Consider the following 19,730-nt stretch of genomic DNA (forward strand, 5'->3'; position numbering starts at 1 on the left):
TTCCCGATGGACCTGATCACCTACAAGGCGCAGGACACCGGCCCCGACGCGCCCGCCCACCCGAGCCCGGCGCACCGGGCCTGGCACTGGCTGTGCAGCCTCTCCCCGACAGCCGTGGTCTTCCTGGTCGGCCTCTCGTTCGGCCTGGGCGCCATCGGCACCCAGGCCTCGCTGACGTGGCTGATCATCTTCAGCATCGTCTGGGGCGTCACCGTGCTGGCACTGGTCGGCGTCGTCGCCCGGTGGGCCACGCCCGGCCGGGGCCGCCACCGGATGGCCACCTGACCGTCCCCCGAGGGGTTCCCGTCCCCGAGCAGCGGCTCGGTCGGACGGGAACCCCCGGGCTCAGCCCTTGAAGAGGTTGTGGCCGACGTCGGAGGGGACGATCTCCTTGACCGGCGTGCTGCTGTCGTCGGGCACCCGGGCGCCGGGCACCGGCTCGTCGCTCTCGCGGTGCAGCAGCACCACCCCGTGCTCGCCCCAGACCTGCCGGTAGCCGTGGGCCAGCAGCAGCTCGATCCGCTCGGCCTGCTCGGCCGAGGTCTGGAACGGGAAGGTCCGGGTGTCGGAGCGGATCAGGACGTAGTCGCGTCCGCGCGGCACGCCGTCCACCAGGACCACGTCGGTGCGGCCGACCAGTCGCGGCACCACCTGGTTGTCGGCCTCCACCAGGGCGCCGTCCGGGATCTGCGCGGCGCCCCGGACCAGGGCCGTGTTGCTCGCGGAGGGGCGCCAGAAGGCCGGGGTCAGCAGGCTGATCCCGCCCAGCGCCAGGCTGCTGACCAGGGAGATCGCGACCGCCGCGGTGCCCAGGCCGTAGCCGGTGCGCCGGTGGAGCCCGCCCCGGGCGTGCAGGCGGCCGAGCGCCTCCAGGGTGGCGGTGAGCAGCACCGGCCACAGGAAGGCGTCGTAGTGGTGGGCGATCGACCAGTGGTTGGGGTTGTCCGACAGGACGCGTTCGGCCAGCAGCGGCAGCAGGCAGAGCGTGGTGGCGGAGCGCAGCGGCAGCAGCAGCAGGGTGCCGAACAGCCAGAGCAGCAGCAGCGGTTTGACGGTGGCGTTGGTGGCGACCTGGACGAGCAGCAGCGGGTCGCCGAGCACATTGCCGAACGCGGTCCCGGCGTCCGGGCCGAGCGGGCCGTACACCCAGTAGTAGTCGGGCTGGCCGCCCATCGCGGGAATCAGTGCCACGATGGCGAGCGCGGAGGCCAGCGGGCCGCCGATCAGCAGGCCCGCGCCGTAGGCGAGGGTGCGCCGGTCCCCGGCCCGTTCGCCCTGCCGGTCGCCGCGCGGGCGGCCGCGCCAGAGCAGGACCAGGCCGTACATGCCGACCAGCAGGCCGAGGTCCTCCTTGGTGAGGCAGAGCAGGGCGGCGGCGAGGGCGGCGGTGCCGTAGCGGCGGGCCAGGCCGCGTTCGAACATCAGCAGGGTGAGCGGGACGGCGAAGGCGACCTCGTGGAAGCCGCCCCGGCCGGCGGCGAGCAGGGGCCAGCCGAGGCCGTAGACGAGGCCGGCCAGGTCGGCGACCAGGCGTACGGTCCGCAGTCGCGCGGGGTCGGTCCCGGCCGGGTCCCCGTCGGCGGTGCCCGTCCCGGTGCTGTCGGTTCCGCTGCCGTCGGTCGGCGGAGTGAAGCAGCGCACCGCGATCCGGCGGATCAGCGGGACGCCGGCGGCGAGCAGCAGCGCCTGTCCGAGGAGCAGGGTGCGCGGGTCCTCCCAGATCCAGTAGAGCGGTGCGAGCGCGGCCAGGATCGGCGAGAAGTGGTCGCCCAGCAGGGAGAAGGCGGGCGGGAACTCGTGGTGGTAGCTCTTGACCGGCGAGATCGGCAGCCCTAAGTGCGCGTAGCCGGCCACACCCTGGTGGAAGATGCCGAGGTCGAAGCCGCCCAGCAGGACCGCCGACCACTGCTGGAGCCCGCACGCCGCGGTGACGGCGAAGCAGAGCAGCGTCAGTACGGCGGTCCGGCGGCCGGAGAGCGCGGCGGCGCCGGGCGCGGGCGGGCGCACGACGCGCGGCAGCAGCGGACGGTTCTGGCGGGTGGACGGGCTGAGCCCGGTTTCGACTGGCACGGGATCCCTGAGGTGGTCGGCGGCGGGGGCGAGGGTTGCTGGTCGGGCGGGCCGCGGGGCGGCGGGCGCCGGATCAGCCGGCTCCGGGACTGGCGGGCGGCGGTGCGTCGGCCGCCGCCGGGGCGACGGTGCCGGGTGCCCGCCTCAGCAGCGTGATGCCGTGGTCGCTGCGCACCACCTGGTAGCCGCTGCGCTTGACGGTGGCGAGCTCCTGCCGCTCGCGGTCGGGCGACATCGGCCAGCCCATCGGCTGCCCCTCGTCGACCACGATCCATTCGGCCGTTGACCAGTTCTGCGGCCAGCCGAACACGATGACCTCGCAGCGGTTGGTCAGCTGCGGCACCAGCCGGTTCGACGCGGAGACCCGGGCGCCGTCCGGGACGGTGGCGAGCACCGAGCGGGCGGCCTCGACCCGGGCCGGGGTCCGCCACAGCTCGGTGGAGAAGAGCTGCCCGAACGCGAAGCCCGGCAGCAGTGCCAGGGTGACCGTCAGACTGACCGGCAGTGCCGCGCGGGCGATCCAGCGGGGCAGCAGCCCCTGCCGGCCGCGGGCCTTCACCAGGACGTCGACGAAGGCGGCGAAGACGATCGGCATCAGGACGGCGCTGTAGTGGTAGTTGGTGCCCCAGTAGGCCGGGTTGTTGGAGAGCAGCCGCCAGCCGAGGGTGGGCAGGGCGACGATCATCAGCGGGGAGCGGGCGGCCAGCAGCACGGTCGGTGCCAGCAGCAGCAGGACGGTGGTGACCTTCTCGCCGGGGGTGACCAGGTCGAGCGGCAGGGTGAGCAGGTTCCGCCCGCCGGAGCCGCCGCTCAGGTTGTCCCAGTACGCGAAGCTGCCGCCCGGGCTCATCGCCGGGAGCAGCACCAGGAGTTCCAGCAGCGAGGAGCCGACGCCGAGGAGGATGCCGGCCACGCCGACCCGCCGGTCGCCGCGCCACAGGATGTAGGCGCCGACGGCGGCCACGGTGATGCCGAGGTCCTCCTTGACCAGGACCAGTGGCGCGGCCCAGGCGAGGGCGGCGATCCAGCGCCGTTCGCCGAGCGCGACGACGGAGAAGGCGATCAGCGGGACGGCGAAGGTGATCTCGTGGAAGTCGAAGCCGAGGGCGGAGGCCAGCCCCCAGGAGAGCCCGTAGCCGAGGCCGGTGACCCCGGCGGCGACCGGTCCGAGTTCGCGCAGTGCCCAGCGGGTGATCGGCACGGCGGCGACGGCGACCAGGGCGGACTGGGCCAGCAGCAGGACCTTCGCGGAGGGCCAGAGCCAGTAGAACGGGGCGAGGGCGGCGAGGGCGGGCGAGAAGTGGTCGCCCAGCAGGTTGAAGCCGGGGCCCTTGAGTTCGACGATCGGGCCGCGGCCCTCGGCGTAGCCGCGCACGCCCTGCTCGAAGATCCCGAGGTCGTATCCGCTGGTGAGCAGGAGTTCATGACGGCGAATGGTGAAGAAGGAGTAGACCAGGAACAGGGTGAGGGCGACCGCCCAGGGGATGAATCGCACCCGCCGATCGGCGGGAGACACCGCGCTCGACGGTTCGTCACCCTCCGTCCTGCGTTGAAGTGCTGATGTGAGTGTACTAATTGTCACTGAACATCCCCGTCGTTCCGGGTGCGAGTGGTCTGTGGCCGATTCTTGTTCGACGCCTCGGGGTGGCGGGCAGGTTCAGCCACGGGCGAACGCCGCCGGGCGTGTCGGCCCCCGGGCGGGCACCGTAGCATGGAGAAGCCCTCCCCGGCGATTGAGGCGCCGGGGAGGGCACTCATTTCCTGTCTGATCGTCAGATCACCATGCTGGATTGATGATCACCGATCTGACTGGCATTCACCTCCACTGCTGGTACGAGCCGCCGTTGCCGCCCAGGGTGTAGACGCTGCCGTTGGCGTTGCTGTCCAGGTAGAGGCCGGTCGCGAGGTTCCGGTAGGTGTGCCCGTAGGGGCCGTTCCCCCGGACCCACTTCTGGTAGCTGCCGCCGTTGCAGCTCAGCGCGTAGACGTTGCCGTTGCCGTTGGAGTCGAGGCAGAAACCGGTGGCCTTGTTGCGCAGGGTGAAGGTCGACCCGCCCAGGTCGCTGGAGTACCAGCGCTGGTACGAGCCGCCGTTGCCGGGGAGGGTGTACACGTTGCCGTTGCCGTTGCTGTCCAGGTAGCGGCTGGTGGCGACGTTCTGGAGGGTGATCTCGCTGGTGGCGGCGCTCGCCTGGCCGGCGGCCAGAACGGTCGCGCCGCCGGCCAGGACTGCGGTCGAGGCGACGAGGGCGACGGTGCGCTGGAGGAGATTCATCGCATTTCCTTCCCGTGGTGACCGGCCCTCCGGCCGGTCGTTACGGAACTTATCGGGAAATGCGTCGGCGGCGATATACCGGCCGGTCCGGCCCGCCTTTCTTCGGCCATCGGAAATTATGTCGCCAAAATGTTCTGAATATTAGATCAATAATTCACAGCTGTTCGTTGTCGAAGGGGTTTCTGTGGAGGGTCTGTCCGGGTCGCGTGAAGGGCGGTGGGTTCCCTTTCGGGCGGCGGATCCCGGGTAAACGGGCAAATCAGGCAATCGGCCGTGCCCGAACTTGGCCGGATCCGGCCGGGGCGCACGGCCCCGGCCGGGGGCGCACAGGTCGCGCGAGGGGAGCGGGCTCAGGCGATCCACACCGTGGTGACGTTGCAGAACTCCTTGATGCCGTGGCCGGACAGCTCGCGGCCGAAGCCGGAGCGCTTGACGCCGCCGAACGGCAGCGCCGGGTGCGAGGCGGTCATGCCGTTGAAGAACACCCCGCCCGCCTGGATGTCCCGGACGAACCGCTCCTGCTCGGCCGGGTCCTCGGTCCAGACGTTGGAGCTGAGCCCGAACGGGGTGTCGTTGGCCAGCGCCACCGCCTCGTCCAGGTCGGCCGCCCGGTAGACCGTGGCCACCGGGCCGAAGGTCTCCTCCTGGTGGATCCGCATCCGCGGCGTGATGCCGGTCAGCACCGTCGGCTCGTAGAACCAGCCCGCGTCCAGGCCCTCAGGACGCCGCCCGCCGCACTCCACCCGGGCCCCGTGCGCCCGGGCGTCCTCGACCAGCTCGGCGATCTCGTCCCGGCCCTGCCGGCTGGCCAGCGGGCCGACCTGGGTCGCCTCGTCCATCGGGTCGCCGACCCGCAGCGCCGCCATGGCGGCGGTGAACGCGGCGGTGAACCGGTCGTAGACCTCGGTGTGCACGATGAACCGCTTGGCGGCGATGCAGGACTGCCCGTTGTTCTGCGCCCGCGCGGTGACGGCGGTGGCCGCGGCGGCGTCCAGGTCCGCGCTCGGCATCACCACGTACGGGTCGCTTCCGCCGAGCTCCAGCACCGCCTTCTTCACCTCGTCGGCCGCCGCCGCCGCGACCGCCCGCCCGGCCGGCTCGCTGCCGGTCAGCGTCACCGCGGCCACCCGGGGGTCACGGACCACCGCCTCCACCGCCCCCGAGCCGATCAGCAGCGTCTGGAAGCAGCCCTCCGGGAAGCCGGCCCGCCGGAACAGCTCCTCCAGCGCCACCGCCGTCCGCGGCACGTTGGACGCGTGCTTGAGCAGCCCGACGTTGCCCGCCATCAGCGCGGGCGCGGCGAACCGCACCACCTGCCAGAACGGGAAGTTCCACGGCATCACCGCCAGGACCGCGCCCAGCGGCCGGTAGCGCACATAGGCGCGGGCCGCCCCGGCGTCGGCCACGTCGGCCGGCTCCGGGTGCTCGTCGGCGAGCAGTGCCTCGGCGTTCTCGGCGTACCAGCGCATCGCCTTGGCGCACTTGGCGGCCTCGGCGCGGGCGGCGGCGATCGGCTTGCCCATCTCCTCGGTCATGGTGCGGGCGACGCTCTCGCGGTCCTCGTCGAGCAGTTCGGCGGCGCGGCGCAGCAGCCCGGCGCGCTGGGCGAAGGAGGTGGTGCGGTAGGTGCGGAAGGCCGCCTCGGCGCGGGCCAGCCGCTGTTCCAGGCCGGCCGCGTCCAGCGGTTCGAAGGTCTCCAGGGTCTTGCCGGTCGCCGGGTTCACGCTTGCGATGGGCATCGGGGCCCCTCCCAGGGGTGCGCGGGGGTGGAGGTGTCGGTCCTCCCACCCTGGCCCACCGCCCGCGCCCCGGGTACCACCCCCGCCCGGCGTGTCCCGGCGGACGGTCCCGCTCGGCCGGTCGGCCCGGGCCTACTCCGGCAGTGCCTCCGCCCGGGCCGCCGCGTCGCGGGCCCGGGCGCCGGCCCTGGTCCTCCCGGCGGTGACCAGCCGGTTGGGGAAGCGGTGCAGGTACTCGGCCTCCAGCTGCCCGGTGCGCAGGGTGTGCCGCTTCAGGGCCTCCTCCGACCCGTACAGGAAGGTCTCGTGCCTGGTCCGGTGCAACTGCTCCAGCTCGTGCAGCAGCGTGTCGTTGCCCAGGGCGTGCGGGGAGATGCCCTCCGGCCTGGCGTGCGCGGTGTCGGGGTGCGCCATGTCCACTGCCTCCTCGGACGGGAACCCCCCTAGTACCCGGTGCCCCGTCGCGCCCGCCGGTACACCAGTTCGGCCCCGGCAGGGCCGCGCGGAGGCCGCCCGGCTTCGGACACGGGCGGGAAAAACGTAGGATGAAACCTTCGTATTCGTACCGAAACCACCGGACAGGCGTCGATGGCAATTCCCAAGGCCGAACTCCACCTGCACATCGAAGGCACCCTGGAGCCCGAGCTGGCGTTCGCGCTCGCCCGGCGCAACGGCGTGGAGCTGCCGTTCGCGGATGCCGAGGAGCTGCGGCGGGCGTACGCGTTCGGCGACCTGCAGTCGTTCCTCGACCTGTACTACGCGCTGATGTCGGTGCTGCGGACCGAGGAGGACTTCGAGGAGCTCGCCGAGGCGTACCTGGCGCGGGCGGCGGCGCAGGGGGTGCGGCACGCGGAGATCTTCTTCGACCCGCAGGCGCACACCGCGCGCGGGATCCCGCTGCCGGTCGTCGTGGACGGGCTGGGGCGGGCGCTGGACCGGGCCGAGCAGCGGCACGGCATCAGCACCCGGCTGATCATGTGCTTCCTGCGGGACGAGTCGGCCGAGTCGGCGCTGGAGACCTTCGAGGCCGCCCGGCCCTGGTTCGGCGGGCGGATCACCGGGGTCGGCCTGGACTCCGCCGAGGTCGGCCACCCGCCGGCCAAGTTCCGCGAGGTCTACCGGCGGGCCGCCGAGGCCGGGCTGCACCGGGTCGCGCACGCAGGGGAGGAGGGCCCGGCCGCCTACATCACCGAGGCGCTGGACGTGCTCGGGGTGGAGCGGATCGACCACGGGCTGCGCTGCCTGGAGGACCCGGCGCTGGTCGAGCGGCTGGTCCGGGAGCGGATCCCGCTCACCCTCTGCCCGCTCTCCAACGTGCGGCTGCGCTGCGTCGGCACCCTGGCCGACCACCCGCTGCCCGCGATCCTCGCGGCCGGCCTGCTGGCCACCGTCAACTCCGACGACCCGGCCTACTTCGGCGGCTACGTCGGCGACAACTTCGACGCCCTCGCCGAGGCGCTCGGCCTGGACGAGGACACCCTGCGACTGCTCGCCGCCAACTCCTTCCGGGCCTCCTTCCTGCCCGAGGAGCGACGCGCCGCCCTGCTGGCGGAGGTCGCCGCCTACGAGTTCGGCACCGCCTGACACGGGCCGCGGCGCCGCCCCCGCCAACGGGGACGGCGCCGCGGGGCGTCGGAAACCGCGGGGGTCAGAGCAGGGTCGACCAGTAGTACCAGAAGCGGTTGAGGATCAGCAGGGCGATCACCGCGTACCAGAGGGCCGGGACGGCCCAGTGGTAGCGGGCCGCCTCGCGGACGGCAGGGCGCAGGGCGCGGGGGACCGGGACGATGCCGGTGCGCAGGTTGTGCAGGGTGGTGTACCAGAACAGCGGGATCATCGCCGCCCACACCACCATGCAGAAGGGGCAGAGCGCGCCGATCCGGTACAGGGCCTGGTACATCAGCCAGGTCACGAAGCCGATGCCGAAGACCGTCCCGGCCTGGAGGCCCAGCCAGAACCAGCGCCGGTAGGTGGCGCCGGCCAGCAGTCCGGCGCCGATCGCGATCACCACGGCGAAGCCGGCCAGGCCGAGCAGCGAGTTCGGGAAGCCGAAGGCCTCGGCCTGGTCGCTGCGCATGATCGAGCCGCAGCTGATGATCGGATTGATGTTGCAGTTCGGGACGTAGGACGGGTCCTTCAGCAGCCGGATCTTGTCCAGGGTGAGGACCGCCGAGGCGAACAGCCCCAGCGCGCCGCCGATCACCAGCAGCAGGGCGAACGGGCGGCTCGCGCCGTACCCGGGCCGGGTGCCGGCGGGGGCGGTGACGGGGGACGGGGCCGTCATCCGGTCACCTGCTTGACCATCGCGGTGAACTGCTCGGGCGAGACGGCCTTGCCGCCGGCGAACACGTCGAGCTTCTTGCCGTCCAGGCGGACGGTCGGGGTGCCGGTGACGCCGCTCTTGTCGAAGGCCTTGTTCACCTGGCCGGCCCAGGGCAGGTAGGTACCCTCGCGGACCGCCTTGACGAAGCCGTCGGTCTTCAGGCCCGGCACCTTGTCGGCCAGGTCGAGCAGGTGGTTGACGTCGGCGAAGGCGTCGTCGCGCTCCTCCGGCTGGTTGGCGTAGAGCACGTCGTGGAACTGCTTGAACTTGTCCACGCCCTCGTTCAGCGCCGCGCCGGCGGCGGCCAGCGCGGTGCGCGAGCCCTTGCCGCCGAGGCCCTGGTCGAGGAAGGTCGCCAGGTGGTACTCGATCTTGTAGCTGCCCGCGTCGGCGAGCTGCTGGACGGCCGGGCCGGTGGTGGTCTCCAGCTGCTCGCAGAACGGGCAGCGGAAGTCCTCGTAGACCTCCAGCGTGTGCGGGGCGTCCGCCTTGCCGTAGGTGACCACGGTGCCGTCCGCGCCGCTCGCGTTCGCCGGCACGACCAGCGGGCCCGCGGTGTCGCCGGAGGCGGAACCGGAACCGGAGCCGCTCGAACCGCCGACGGCGAAGGCGACGCCCGCCGCGAGGGCGAGCAGGACGGCGGAGGCGGTGCCGACCACCGCCCGGCGGCGGATCCGGGCCGAGCGCTCGGCCTGCTCGCGCTCCTGGCGCATCCGCTCGGTGGCGGCCCGGCGGGCGGCCTTCCGGTCGCCGGCGGTGGTGCTCTTCTTGGGGGAGGTGCTCATGGTGGAGGTCGTCCTGGTGCTCTTGGCGGGGCGTGCGGGCGCGGGGGCGCACGGCCGGCCGGGGACCGGGGGACCGGGAGGGTCCGCGGGGTCGCCTAGCGGGCGGGCGCCGGCAGCCGCGCGGGCGGGCCGCGCCGGACGGCGGGCCGGAGCCGGACGGACTCGGCGGGGACCAGCACCCGGCTGGCCCGGGGGAACGGCACCCGCGCCACCGGACGGGCCGGCAGCGGTGCGGTCAGCAGCGTCAGCCAGTGGCCGGCCGCGGCGGGGAAGCGCCGGGCGAAGTCGCCCAGGATCCGCGCCGTACGGGCCAGCCCGGACAGCGCGGCGTCGGCGCTGCGCAGCCAGTACGCGGCGGCCAGTGCGAGCGCGGTGTGCAGGAGCAGCAGCAGGGCGAGCCCGACCGGCCGGGAGAGGCCGTGGCCGAGCAGGAGGCCGCCGAGCGAGCCGCCGCCGCACAGCAGCGGTTCGAGACCGCGGGCGGCGCCGGGCGGCAGCGAGGGGCAGGTGGACTGGGCGAGGTCGAACAGGGCGCTCAGGCCCAGTTCCAGCGGCAGGAAGACCGCCGCGACGACCCGGTAGCCGCGCTCGCGGCCGGACAGCGCGAAGGCCACCGCGAAGACGGCGGCCCCGGCCACCGCCAGCGTGCCGAGCGGCAGCGGGCGGCCGGTGACCAGCACCTGGCCGAGCCCGGCGAGCAGCACGAGCAGCGCGGCGAAGACCGCCGCGCGCAGCGTCCTGGTGTCCCGGGCACAGTTCATGAGTCCCGAGTGTGCCACAGGTTGAAAGCCGAACGAGTGGCTCCGGGGCCCGCTGTGAAGATCCTCACCACCGGCCCTGAGCTGGGCTTATATGCCGTTTACAGTGACCGTGCCGGGCGCCTCGACGACCGGCTCGGGCGGGGTCGCGGCGGCCGCGACCCGGGCCTCGACCAGCTCCCGGAACGCCGCCAGGTCGGTCCGCACGGTCCGCTCGATCGCCCCGGCCATCGCGAAGCCGCCGGGGCCGCCGAACGCCTCCCGGACCTCCCCCGGGTCGTACTCGACCCGGACCTGCACCCGGGTGTGCGCCGCGTCGAGCGGGCGCAGCGCGAAGGCGCCGTGCAGCGGCGGGCCGTCCAGGGTGCGCCAGGCCATCACCCGGCCCCGGCCCCGGTCGGTGATCTCGGTCTCGACCTCCCGTTCGGCGCCGGCGATCTCCACCGCGAGATGGGCCAGGTTGCGGCCGTGCGGCTGGGCGGTGCGGACGCCGTCGACGAAGCGCGGGTACTCGTGGACGCGGTGCAGCTGCTCCCAGGCCGCCAGGACGGGGGCGTCGATGTCGATCTGTTCCTCCAGCGTGCTCATGGCCGGCCGGACCTCCTCGGGTTGGCGCGCGGTCCACTCCTCCAGCCTGCGCCGGGGGGCGGCCCGGGGCAACGGAGCGGTCGGCGGAGTCGGCGGCGGAGGCGAACGGCGGAGGAGGCGAACGGCGGGCGGCCGAGCGAGACTGGGCACATGCCGGAGCTGCCCGAGGTCGAGGCCCTGACCGCCTTCCTGTCCGCACGGCTGACCGGGCGGGTGATCGCCGAGGTGCGGCCGGTGGCGATCAGCGCGCTCAAGACCTACGACCCGCCGGTGACGGCGCTGGTGGGGCGGACGGTCGGCCCGGTGGTCCGGCACGGGAAGTTCCTGGACATCGGGACGGACGGGCCGCACCTGGTGGTCCACCTGGCCAGGGCGGGCTGGCTGCGCTGGCGGGAGCACCTGCTGGCGGAGCCGCCGAAGCCGGGCGGGCGCAACCCGCTGGCGCTGCGGGTACGGCTGGAGGGCCCGGACGGGGACGGCTTCGACCTCACCGAGGCGGGCACCAAGAAGGGGCTCGCGGTGTACGTGGTGCGGGACGCCGAGGAGGTCCCGGGGGTGGCCAGGCTGGGCCCGGACCCGTTCGACCCGGACTTCGACCTGGCGCGCTTCCGGGCGCTGCTGGCCGGTGAGCGCCGCAGGATCAAGGGTGTGCTGCGGGACCAGACCGTGCTGGCCGGGGTGGGCAACGCCTACTCGGACGAGGTGCTGCACGTGGCGCGGATGTCCCCGTACAAGCTGGCGGCCGATCTGTCGGAGGAGGAGACGGCGCGGCTGTTCGAGGCGCTCGGCACCACCCTGCGCGAGGCGGTGGAGCGCTCGCGCGGACTGGCGGCGGGGGAGCTGAAGGCGGAGAAGAAGCTCGGCATGCGGGTGCACGGCCGGACCGGGCAGCCCTGTCCGGTCTGCGGGGACACCGTGCGGGAGGTGTCCTTCGCGGACTCCTCGCTGCAGTACTGCCCGACCTGCCAGACCGGGGGGAAGCCGCTCGCGGACCGGCGGCTCTCCCGGCTGCTGAAGTAGTACGCGCGCTGGAGCAGTACGTGTGCCAGAGCGGTACGCGTACTGGAGCAGCGCGCGCCGTCGGCCGGCCCCGTTCCGCGGCGGGAGGCGGGGCCGGCGGGACGCCGGGATGCCGTGGACGCCCTACGGCTTGCGGGCGAGGCCGCCCCAGTAGTACGCCGCGTACGGGTCGGCCGGCTGCTCGCCGTCCGGGTGCCAGGCCATCACCGGGGCGACGCCGGGCTCGATCAGCTCCCAGCCGTCGAAGAACCGGGTGACCTCCTCCTTGCTGCGCGGCACCAGGGTCATCCCGGCGGCCCGGGCGGAGGCGGTCACCTGGGCGACGGCGGCCTCGTTGAAGTCCTGGGTGGGGTGGGTGAGCGCGATGTAGCTGCCGGAGGGGAGCGCGTCGCGCAGCGCGGCGACCTTGCCCCACGGGTCGTCCTCGTCGGCGATCAGCATCAGCACGGCGATCATCAGCATGCCGACCGGCTGGTCGAGGTCCAGCGTGGTGTTGAGGGCCGGGTCGGCCAGCAGCTCGGCGGGCTTGCCCAGGTCGGCGTGGATGTAGGTGGTGCGGCTGGCCGGGGTAGAGACCATCAGCGCGCGGGCGTGGGCCAGCACGATCGGGTCGTTGTCCACGTAGACCACCCGGGTGCCGGCGCTGACCGACTCGGCGATCTCGTGGGTGTTCGGCGAGGTGGGGATGCCGGTGCCGAGGTCGAGGAACTGGCGGATGCCGTAGCGCTCGGCGAGGTGGCGCACGGCGCGCTTCTGGAAGCCGCGGTTCTCCTTGGCCTGCGCCTTCATGGTGGGCACGGCCTGCTCGATGGCCTGGCCCATCGCGCGGTCGGGCGGGAAGTTGGTCTTCCCGCCCAGCCAGTAGTCGTAGACGCGGGCGGAGTGCGGGGTGCTGGTGTCGACCCCGTACTTCTCCCACTGGCTGAGTTCGGCGGCGTCGTTCTCGGACCGGTCGGCGAAGTCCTGACTCGTCGTCATGGCCACGTCCTTTTAAGACAGATCATCACACTGGGAGAGGTCAGATTAGCGGGCCCGGCGGGGGTCCGGTCACGGGGTGGGCGAACAGCCGGTGCACAGGGCGCGCCTTGGGCCGTTGGGGTGGTGATCGAACCCGTCGGGGTAGCCGCTGGGAGACGGGCCGATGAACGGGGGACAGATGCAGTCATGCTGTCTGATCGTCAGATTACTTCGCGAAGGTTACTGCTGGTCGCGGCGGGGATGTCGCTGCTCGGGGTCGCCGGGTGCGGCCGGGCCGAGGAGGTGGTGAAGGCCGCCGCCGCGGCCCGTTCGGCCGGCCCGGACCCGCTCCCGGGGACGACGCCCGCCGACGGGCCGCCCACGGCTCCGGCCGCCGCACCGGCCGCCGAGCCGTCCCCGGCCCCGTCCGTCGCGCCGACCGCGGACCCGTCCGCCTCCGCCGCGCCCGCCTCCGCCCCCTCGCCCTCCGCCGCGCCCCCGTCCGCGCCCCCGGCCGGGGCGGCGCCCGCGCGGGCGCTGACGGAGGCCGAGAGCCGCCCGGTGTACGAGCTCGACGCCGATCGGCGGGTGGTGGCGCTCACCATCGACGACGGCCCCGACCCCCGGCACACCCCGACCGTGCTGGCCCTGCTGGAGCAGCACGGCATCCGGGCCACCTTCTTCCTGATCGGCGAGAACGCCGTCGAGCACCCCGATCTGGTCCGGGAGATCGCCGCCCGGGGCCACCACATCGCCAACCACACCTGGACCCATCCCGACCTGCGCCACCTCTCCGAGGCCAAGGTCCGCGAGGAGCTGGAGCGCACCTCCGAGCTGCTGCACCGGACCACCGGGAAGGCGCCCACCTGGTTCCGGGCGCCCGGCGGGGACTGGTCCCCGGCCTCGCTGAAGGTGAGCGCGGAGCTCGGCATGCGCCCCATGGCCTGGTCGGTCGACCCCCGGGACTGGGCCCGCCCGGGGACGGTCGTGATCACCGACCGGATCCTCAAGGACGTCCGCCCCGGCGCGATCGTGCTCAACCACGACGGCGGCGGGGACCGTTCGCAGACGGTGGCGGCACTGAAGGCGTACCTGCCGGTGCTGATCGACTCCGGCTACCACTTCACCGCTCCGCCCGGCTGAGCGGTGCGCGAGCGGACGCGTGGGACCGGAGCCGAAAAGGTCGCGCGAATAGTGGATAAACCACCCGAAAGGATGGATTAGCAGAATCGTTTCCCCAATTTTTGGGCCTCTAGGGTGATATCGCACTATTCCCCCGGTGCCATTGAGTACCGCCCGAAAGGTCCCCGGTCATGCGTCTCCGCAACACCCTGGTCGCCGCCACCAGCGCGATCGCGCTCGTCCTCGCCGTCCCGGTCTCCGCCAACGCCGCCGACGGTGTGTTCCGCTACACGTACCGGGACGGCGGCTCCGAACACCGCGGCCAACTGGTCGACCCCCGGGGCGGGGAGTGCGTCGATGTCCAGGGGACCGCCGGGGCCGAGGTGGCCTACGCGCCCGCCAACCGCACCAACAGGACCGCCGTCGCCTTCCTGGCGCTCGGCTGCGTCGGGGATGTCTACCGTGCGCTGGACCCGGGCGACTCGGCCGGCCGGCGGCTCTCCTTCCGCTCGGTGCTGTTCTCCTGAGGCGGCCGGTTTCGGCGAAGTGCGGGACAGTTCGGCGATTGGTTGAGACCATTCCGGTGAACCGACACCGGGAGCGTCCGTGCCGAGACGAATCGCCGGGCTGTCCGCCCGGGCCCGCGCCCTGCTGACCGTCCTCTGCGTCCTGGCCCTGGCCGCGGCCGGCCTCGGCCTCCAGCGGGTGCTCGGCTCCCGGGACGGCGGCGTCGCCCGGCCCGTCCCCGCCGGACCGCGCACCGCCGACCGGATCGTCCCGGTGCCGCTCTCCGTCACCCCCGGCGCCGGCCCCGGTTACCGGCTCACCGACCGCACCGTGATCCGGACCGCGCCCGGGACGGAGGCGGTGGAACGACAGGCCGGGGAGGTACGGCGGATCGCCGAGCGGCTCGCCGAGGCGCTGCGCCGCCCCACCGGACTGCCCCTCCCGGTGGTGGAACCCGCCGCCGGCGACGGCATCGCCCTGGCGCTCGACCCGGCGCTCCCCGAGGCCACCGGCACCGAGGGCTACCGGCTGACCGCCGACGCCGACGGGGTGCGGATCACCGCCCGCAGCCCCGAGGGCCTGTTCCGGGGCACCCAGACGCTGCGGCAGCTGCTGCCGCCGCGGATCGAGAGCCCGGCCCCGGTGGCCGACGGCCCGGACTGGACGCTCGCCCCGGTCACCGTCGAGGACCGCCCGCGCTACCGCTACCGGGGCGCCATGCTCGACGTTGCCCGGCACTTCTTCACCCCGGCCGAGGTCAAGGGCTTCATCGACCGCCTCGCGCTGTACAAGCTCAACCACCTGCATCTGCACCTGACCGACGACCAGGGCTGGCGGATCGAGGTCCCGGCCCGTCCCGCGCTGACGGCGGTGGGCGCGACCAGCGAGGTCGGCGGCACCCCCGGCGGGTTCTACACCGCGGCCGACTACCAGGAGATCGTCCGCTACGCGCAGGAGCGCTATCTGACCGTCGTCCCGGAGATCGACCTGCCGGGACACAGCAACGCGGCCCTCGCCGCCTACCCCGAGCTGGACTGCACGGGGAGCGCCCGGCCCTGGCCGTACACCGGGACCGAGGTCGGTTTCTCCACCCTCTGCCCGACCGGGGACGCGGTGTTCTCCTTCACCGGGGACGTGCTCACCGAGCTGGCCCGGCTCACCCCGGGGCCCTGTCTGCACATCGGCGGCGACGAGGTGAAGCGGGTCGCCCCGGCCGAGTACGCGGAGTTCGTCCGGCGGGTCGGCGAGCAGGTGCGCGCGGCCGGGAAGACCCCGGTCGGCTGGAACCAGACCGCGCCGGGCGGGATCGGGCTGCTGCAGTTCTGGGACGGCCGGGCCGGGCGCGACACCGAACTGCGGGAGGCCACCGAGCGGGGCGCCGAGGTGATCATGTCGCCGTCCGGCCGCAGCTACCTGGACATGAAGTACGAGTCGACCTATCCGCTCGGCCTGGTCTGGGCCGGCACCATCGGTGTCAGGACCGCCTACGACTGGGACCCGGACACCCTGCTGCCGCTGCGGGAGGGCTCCGTCATCGGCGTCGAGGCCCCGCTCTGGACCGAGACCCTGGACACCCCCGGCGAGCTCGACCTGATGCTGCTGCCCCGGCTGCCGGCGCTCGCCGAACTGGGCTGGTCGCCCAGGGAGAGCCACGACTGGGGGCGCTTCAAGGACCGCCTCGCCGAGGAGGGCGCCCGCTGGGAGGCCGCCGGCTACGCCTACGAGCGCCGGCCCGAGGTGCCCTGGCCCGCCCGGTAGCAGCCGTCGGCGACCGCCGCGGATGGGGGAACGCGCACGAACGGCGTAGCGTGGCCGGGGGAGGGGTTCGCGCAGGTCCCGACACGGCGCAGGAGGAACGATGTCCGAACGGGAACCGGACCCGGCGGAGCAGGAGGAGTTCGCGGGTCGCGTATTGCAGGTGCTCAATGACGCCTGCCTGGGATTCATGGCCAGTGTCGGCCACCGGACCGGTCTCTTCGACACCATGGCCGGCCTCGCCCCGTCGACGAGCGAGGACCTCGCCCGCACCGCCGGGCTGGACGAGCGCTACGTCCGCGAGTGGCTGGGCGCGATGGTGGTCGGCGGGTTCGTCGAGTACGAGCCGCAGGGGCGCACCTACCGGCTGCCGCCGGAGCACGCCGCCTCGCTGACCCGGGCGGCCGGGCCGGAGAACCTGGCCGGGATGATGCAGTACCTCGCCCTGTTCGGCGAGGTCGAGGACGGGATCGTCGAGGCGTTCCGCAAAGGCGGTGGGATGCCCTACTCGGCCTACCCGCGCTTCCAGGAGCTCCAGGCCCAGGAGAGCGCGGCCGGCTACGACCTGGCGCTGGTGGACGCCGTGGTGCCGCTGGTGCCCGGGCTCACCGAGCGGCTGCGGGCCGGGATCGACGCGGTGGACATCGGCACCGGGCAGGGCCACGCCGTCAACGTCCTGGCCGGGGCCTTCCCGGCCAGCCGGTTCACCGGGGTGGACATCTCCGAGCAGGGCATCGGCGCGGCCAAGGCCGAGGCCGCCCTGCACGGCCTGGACAACGCCCGCTTCGTGCTCGCCGACTCGGCCGACCTCACCGGCGGGTACGACCTGGTGACCGCCTTCGACGTGATCCACGACCTGGCCCGCCCCGACCGCACCCTGCGGGCCGTCGCGGGGGTGCTGCGGCCCGAGGGCGTCTTCCTGATGGGCGACATCGCCGCCAGCAGCCTGCTGGAGGAGAACATCGACCATCCGCTCGCCCCGGCGCTGTACACCTTCTCGACCTTCTACTGCATGACGGTCTCGCTCGGCGAGGGCGGCGCCGGGCTGGGCACCGTCTGGGGCGAGCAGACCGCGCGCCGGATGCTCGCCGAGGCCGGCTTCGGCTCGGTGGACGTGTCGCGGATCGAGGGCGATCCGCTCAACCAGTACTACGTGGCGCGGCTGGCCGTCGCGGCGTAGCGCCCGCCCCGGCGGGGACGGGATCCGAGGGCCCGAGCGAAGGAGGGCGTCGATGACCGGCAACGGCTACGCACACCCCGAGGCACTGGTCGGCACCGAGTGGCTCGCCCGGCACCTGGACGACGGCACGCTCCGCGTGGTCGAGGTGGACGAGGACAACGGCGCGTACGAGCGCGGCCACCTGCCCGGCGCGGTCGGCTGGAACTGGGCCACCGATCTGCACAGCCCGGTCGGGCGCGACTACGTGGACCGCGCGGGCGTCGAGCACCTGCTGCGCGCGGCCGGGGTCGAGGAGGACACCACCGTCGTGCTGTACGGCGGCAACAACAACTGGTTCGCCGCCTACGCCTACTGGCTGCTGCGGCTGCGCGGCTTCGGCCCGGTGCGGCTGCTGGACGGCGGGCGCAAGAAGTGGGAGCTGGAGGGGCGGGAGCTGACCGAGGAGGTGATGGACCACCAGCACAGCCCGTACCGGCTGACCGGGCCCGAGCACCCGGAGGTGCGGGCGATGCGGGACGAGGTCCTGGCCAAGGCGGAGGTCTTCGCCAAGCCGGGCTCGGACGCGGTGCTGGTGGACGTCCGCTCGCCGGCCGAGTTCCGGGGCGAGGCGCTGGCCCCGGCGCACCTGCCGCAGGAGCAGGCCCAGGTGCCGGGGCACATCCCGGGCGCCGTCAACATTCCCTGGTCGCAGGCGACCAGGGACGACGGGACGTTCCGCTCGGCCGAGGAGCTGCGGGAGCTGTACGGCGGACGGGGCGTCGGGTCGGAGCAGGAGGTGATCGCCTACTGCCGGATCGGGGAGCGCTCGGCGCACACCTGGTTCGCGCTGACCGAGCTGCTCGGCTTCGAGCACGTCAAGAACTACGACGGGTCGTGGACCGAGTACGGCTCGCTGGTCCGGGCGCCGGTGGCGCTGGGCGCCTGACGCGGCGGCAGCGGGCCGTCCGTGGACGGCTCATGACGTCGTGTCACGACTCGGCCGCCCGGCCATTTCGGCCTGTTTCTTCTCATGAACATTTCATCGTTCAGGCGTAGGACCGGGTTCGTTGGGACAAGGATCGATCCGACCCGTTGTCCCAGTGACCCTGTGGAGGACCCCTGTGCGCAAGAGGCTGATCGTCTCTGCCGCTGCCGGCGCGCTCGCCCTGCTCCTGTCCGTCCCCGCCTCCGCCGCCCAGGCCGGCCCGGGCGCGGCGGGAATCGGCGATCCCTACTACCCGAACGCCGGCAACGGCGGCTACGACGTCTCGCACTACGACATCCGGCTCAAATACACGCCCACCACCGACGAGCTGGAGGGCACCACCACCGTCCTGGCCACCGCCACCCAGGACCTCACCCGCTTCAACCTCGACTTCGTGCTCAGCGTGAAGGAGGTGCTGGTCAACGGCCGGGCCGCCAAGTTCACCACCAGCGGCGAGCAGGAGCTGGTGATCACCCCGTCCCGCACCGTCGCCAAGGGCAGCCCGCTCACCGTGGTCGTCCGCTACGCCGACAAGCCGGGCGAGGTCGAGCGCGGCGGGTACTCCGCCTGGCTGCGCACCCCCGACGGCGGGGTGGCCGCCAACGAGCCCGAGGGCGCCGCCTGGTGGTTCCCGGCCAACGACCACCCGACCGACAAGGCCACCTTCGACGTCTCGGTGCTGGTGCCGGAGGGCACCCAGGTGGTCAGCAACGGCACCCAGACCACCAGCTCCCGGCCCGGCTGGACCCGCTACAACTACCGGCAGACCAAGCCGCAGGCCACCTATCTGGCCACGCTGGCGATCGGGAAGTTCGACATCCGCAAGGACACCACCGAGGGCGGACTGCCGGTCATCACCGCCTACAGCCCGGACCTCGGCGTCAACCTCGGCGCGGCGCAGGCCAGCGTCGAGCGGACCGGCGAGCTGACCGACTGGCTGAGCACGGTGTTCGGCCCGTACCCGTTCGAGACCGTGGGCGGCTACGTGCCCAACGTGCCGACCGGGTACGCGCTGGAGACCCAGGGGCAGGTCTTCTACAGCCCCAGGCAGTTCGCGCGCGGCGCCAACACCTCCGTCGTCGCGCACGAGCTGGCCCACCAGTGGTACGGCGACAGCGTCTCGGTGCAGCGCTGGAGCGACATCTGGCTCAACGAGGGCTTCGCCCGGTACGCGCAGTGGCTCTGGTCGGAGCACGAGAACGAGGGCACCGCGCAGGAGCTGGCCGACTACGTCTACGGCTACTACCCGGCCGACGACGCGTTCTGGTCCGTGCGGCCGGGCGACCCGGGCCCGGACCACCAGTTCGCCGGCGCCGTCTACGACCGCGGCGCGATCGCCATCCAGGCGCTGCGCAACACGGTCGGGGACGACAAGTTCTTCGCGATCCTGAAGGGGTGGCCGACCGAGCGCAAGTACGGCAACGCCACCATCCCGCAGTTCCAGGCCTACGCGGAGAAGATCTCCGGCAAGCCGCTGGGCGCGCTCTTCAACACCTGGCTGTTCACGGCCGGCAAGCCGGCGGTGGGCTCGGCCGGCGCGCCGGCCGGCTCGGCGCTCGCGGCGGCTCCCGGGGTCGCGGGCCTCGCCCCGGGGGCGTCGGCGTCGGCTCCGGCGCAGCCCAAGTCCTGGCAGAAGATCCAGGACACCAACGCGGTGCACGAGCACCAGGGCTGACGCTCCTTCACC

19 protein-coding genes are annotated in these 19,730 nt (G+C 73.3%); 9 read left to right on the forward strand and 10 right to left on the reverse strand.

Translation table 11 applies throughout. The features are described from left to right. Window positions 1-6: 6 nt before the first annotated feature. On the forward strand, window positions 7-285 hold the full coding sequence (locus ADK60_RS33805; RefSeq protein ID WP_053650738.1) for a hypothetical protein: 279 nt from the start codon (window positions 7-9) through the stop codon (window positions 283-285). 60 nt (window positions 286-345) lie between these two features. On the opposite strand, the gene ADK60_RS33810 is transcribed toward ADK60_RS33805, so the two are convergent. The 5 genes from ADK60_RS33810 to ADK60_RS33830 all read right to left on the reverse strand — a co-directional run bounded on the left by ADK60_RS33810 (window position 346) and on the right by ADK60_RS33830 (window position 6,498). Next, entirely contained in the window at window positions 346-2,070 is a 1,725-nt protein-coding gene (locus tag ADK60_RS33810) for a DUF2079 domain-containing protein (protein ID WP_078897227.1), read from the reverse strand. Window positions 2,071-2,143: 73 nt separating this feature from the next. Continuing rightward, complete coding sequence (locus ADK60_RS33815; RefSeq protein WP_234371425.1) at window positions 2,144-3,565, reverse strand: DUF2079 domain-containing protein; 1,422 nt, start codon at window positions 3,563-3,565, stop codon at window positions 2,144-2,146. A gap of 321 nt (window positions 3,566-3,886) precedes the next feature. Then, the gene (locus tag ADK60_RS33820) at window positions 3,887-4,345 is read right to left on the reverse strand and encodes an RICIN domain-containing protein (protein WP_078897046.1); all 459 of its coding nucleotides are present in this window, start codon (window positions 4,343-4,345) and stop codon (window positions 3,887-3,889) included. A 350-nt stretch (window positions 4,346-4,695) separates the two neighbouring features. Beyond that, a complete protein-coding gene (locus ADK60_RS33825) occupies window positions 4,696-6,084 on the reverse strand; it encodes an NADP-dependent succinic semialdehyde dehydrogenase (RefSeq protein WP_053650739.1) in 1,389 nt (462 codons plus the stop codon). A gap of 132 nt (window positions 6,085-6,216) precedes the next feature. After that, entirely contained in the window at window positions 6,217-6,498 is a 282-nt protein-coding gene (locus tag ADK60_RS33830; protein WP_030397015.1) for a DUF6158 family protein, read from the reverse strand. A gap of 174 nt (window positions 6,499-6,672) precedes the next feature. On the opposite strand from ADK60_RS33830, the gene ADK60_RS33835 reads away from it, so the two are divergent. After that, window positions 6,673-7,668: an adenosine deaminase gene (locus tag ADK60_RS33835; protein ID WP_053650740.1), complete on the forward strand. Its 996-nt coding sequence runs from the start codon at window positions 6,673-6,675 to the stop codon at window positions 7,666-7,668. A 64-nt stretch (window positions 7,669-7,732) separates the two neighbouring features. Here the strand turns inward: ADK60_RS33835 and ADK60_RS33840 are convergent, their stop codons facing one another. The 4 genes from ADK60_RS33840 to ADK60_RS33855 form a co-directional block, all read right to left on the reverse strand. Beyond that, the gene (locus ADK60_RS33840) at window positions 7,733-8,368 is read right to left on the reverse strand and encodes a vitamin K epoxide reductase family protein (RefSeq protein ID WP_053650741.1); all 636 of its coding nucleotides are present in this window, start codon (window positions 8,366-8,368) and stop codon (window positions 7,733-7,735) included. Further along, window positions 8,365-9,192: a DsbA family protein gene (locus ADK60_RS33845; protein WP_063783346.1), complete on the reverse strand. Its 828-nt coding sequence runs from the start codon at window positions 9,190-9,192 to the stop codon at window positions 8,365-8,367. The genes ADK60_RS33840 and ADK60_RS33845 overlap by 4 nt, the downstream gene beginning before the upstream one ends. Before the next feature lie 95 nt (window positions 9,193-9,287). After that, window positions 9,288-9,953 (reverse strand): hypothetical protein, encoded by a 666-nt coding sequence (locus ADK60_RS33850; RefSeq protein WP_053650742.1) that lies wholly within the window; start codon window positions 9,951-9,953, stop codon window positions 9,288-9,290. A gap of 87 nt (window positions 9,954-10,040) precedes the next feature. Next, window positions 10,041-10,538, reverse strand: a complete 498-nt coding sequence (locus ADK60_RS33855) for an SRPBCC family protein (RefSeq protein ID WP_063783347.1) — start codon at window positions 10,536-10,538, stop codon at window positions 10,041-10,043. A 150-nt stretch (window positions 10,539-10,688) separates the two neighbouring features. Here ADK60_RS33855 and ADK60_RS33860 point away from each other — a divergent pair, with 150 nt between their 5' ends. Beyond that, window positions 10,689-11,558 (forward strand): Fpg/Nei family DNA glycosylase, encoded by an 870-nt coding sequence (locus tag ADK60_RS33860; protein WP_053650743.1) that lies wholly within the window; start codon window positions 10,689-10,691, stop codon window positions 11,556-11,558. A gap of 123 nt (window positions 11,559-11,681) precedes the next feature. Here ADK60_RS33860 and ADK60_RS33865 read toward each other — a convergent pair whose 3' ends face one another. Next, on the reverse strand, window positions 11,682-12,536 hold the full coding sequence (locus ADK60_RS33865; protein ID WP_079008916.1) for an SAM-dependent methyltransferase: 855 nt from the start codon (window positions 12,534-12,536) through the stop codon (window positions 11,682-11,684). 186 nt (window positions 12,537-12,722) lie between these two features. Here ADK60_RS33865 and ADK60_RS33870 point away from each other — a divergent pair, with 186 nt between their 5' ends. The 6 genes from ADK60_RS33870 to ADK60_RS33895 all read left to right on the forward strand — a co-directional run bounded on the left by ADK60_RS33870 (window position 12,723) and on the right by ADK60_RS33895 (window position 19,718). Beyond that, a complete protein-coding gene (locus tag ADK60_RS33870; RefSeq protein WP_063783348.1) occupies window positions 12,723-13,658 on the forward strand; it encodes a polysaccharide deacetylase family protein in 936 nt (311 codons plus the stop codon). A gap of 170 nt (window positions 13,659-13,828) precedes the next feature. Continuing rightward, entirely contained in the window at window positions 13,829-14,164 is a 336-nt protein-coding gene (locus ADK60_RS33875; RefSeq protein WP_053650745.1) for a hypothetical protein, read from the forward strand. Between the two features lie 79 nt (window positions 14,165-14,243). Beyond that, window positions 14,244-15,902, forward strand: coding sequence for a beta-N-acetylhexosaminidase (locus ADK60_RS33880; RefSeq protein WP_053650746.1), 1,659 nt, complete (start codon window positions 14,244-14,246; stop codon window positions 15,900-15,902). A 100-nt stretch (window positions 15,903-16,002) separates the two neighbouring features. After that, a complete protein-coding gene (locus ADK60_RS33885) occupies window positions 16,003-17,079 on the forward strand; it encodes a class I SAM-dependent methyltransferase (RefSeq protein ID WP_053650747.1) in 1,077 nt (358 codons plus the stop codon). 52 nt (window positions 17,080-17,131) lie between these two features. Then, window positions 17,132-18,004, forward strand: coding sequence for a sulfurtransferase (locus ADK60_RS33890; protein WP_045943472.1), 873 nt, complete (start codon window positions 17,132-17,134; stop codon window positions 18,002-18,004). Window positions 18,005-18,179: 175 nt separating this feature from the next. Further along, window positions 18,180-19,718 (forward strand): M1 family metallopeptidase, encoded by a 1,539-nt coding sequence (locus ADK60_RS33895; protein ID WP_053650748.1) that lies wholly within the window; start codon window positions 18,180-18,182, stop codon window positions 19,716-19,718. Window positions 19,719-19,730 lie beyond the last annotated feature (12 nt).

Source organism: Streptomyces sp. XY431 (assembly GCF_001279805.1).
Classification (GTDB): Bacteria; Actinomycetota; Actinomycetes; order Streptomycetales; family Streptomycetaceae; genus Kitasatospora; species Kitasatospora purpeofusca.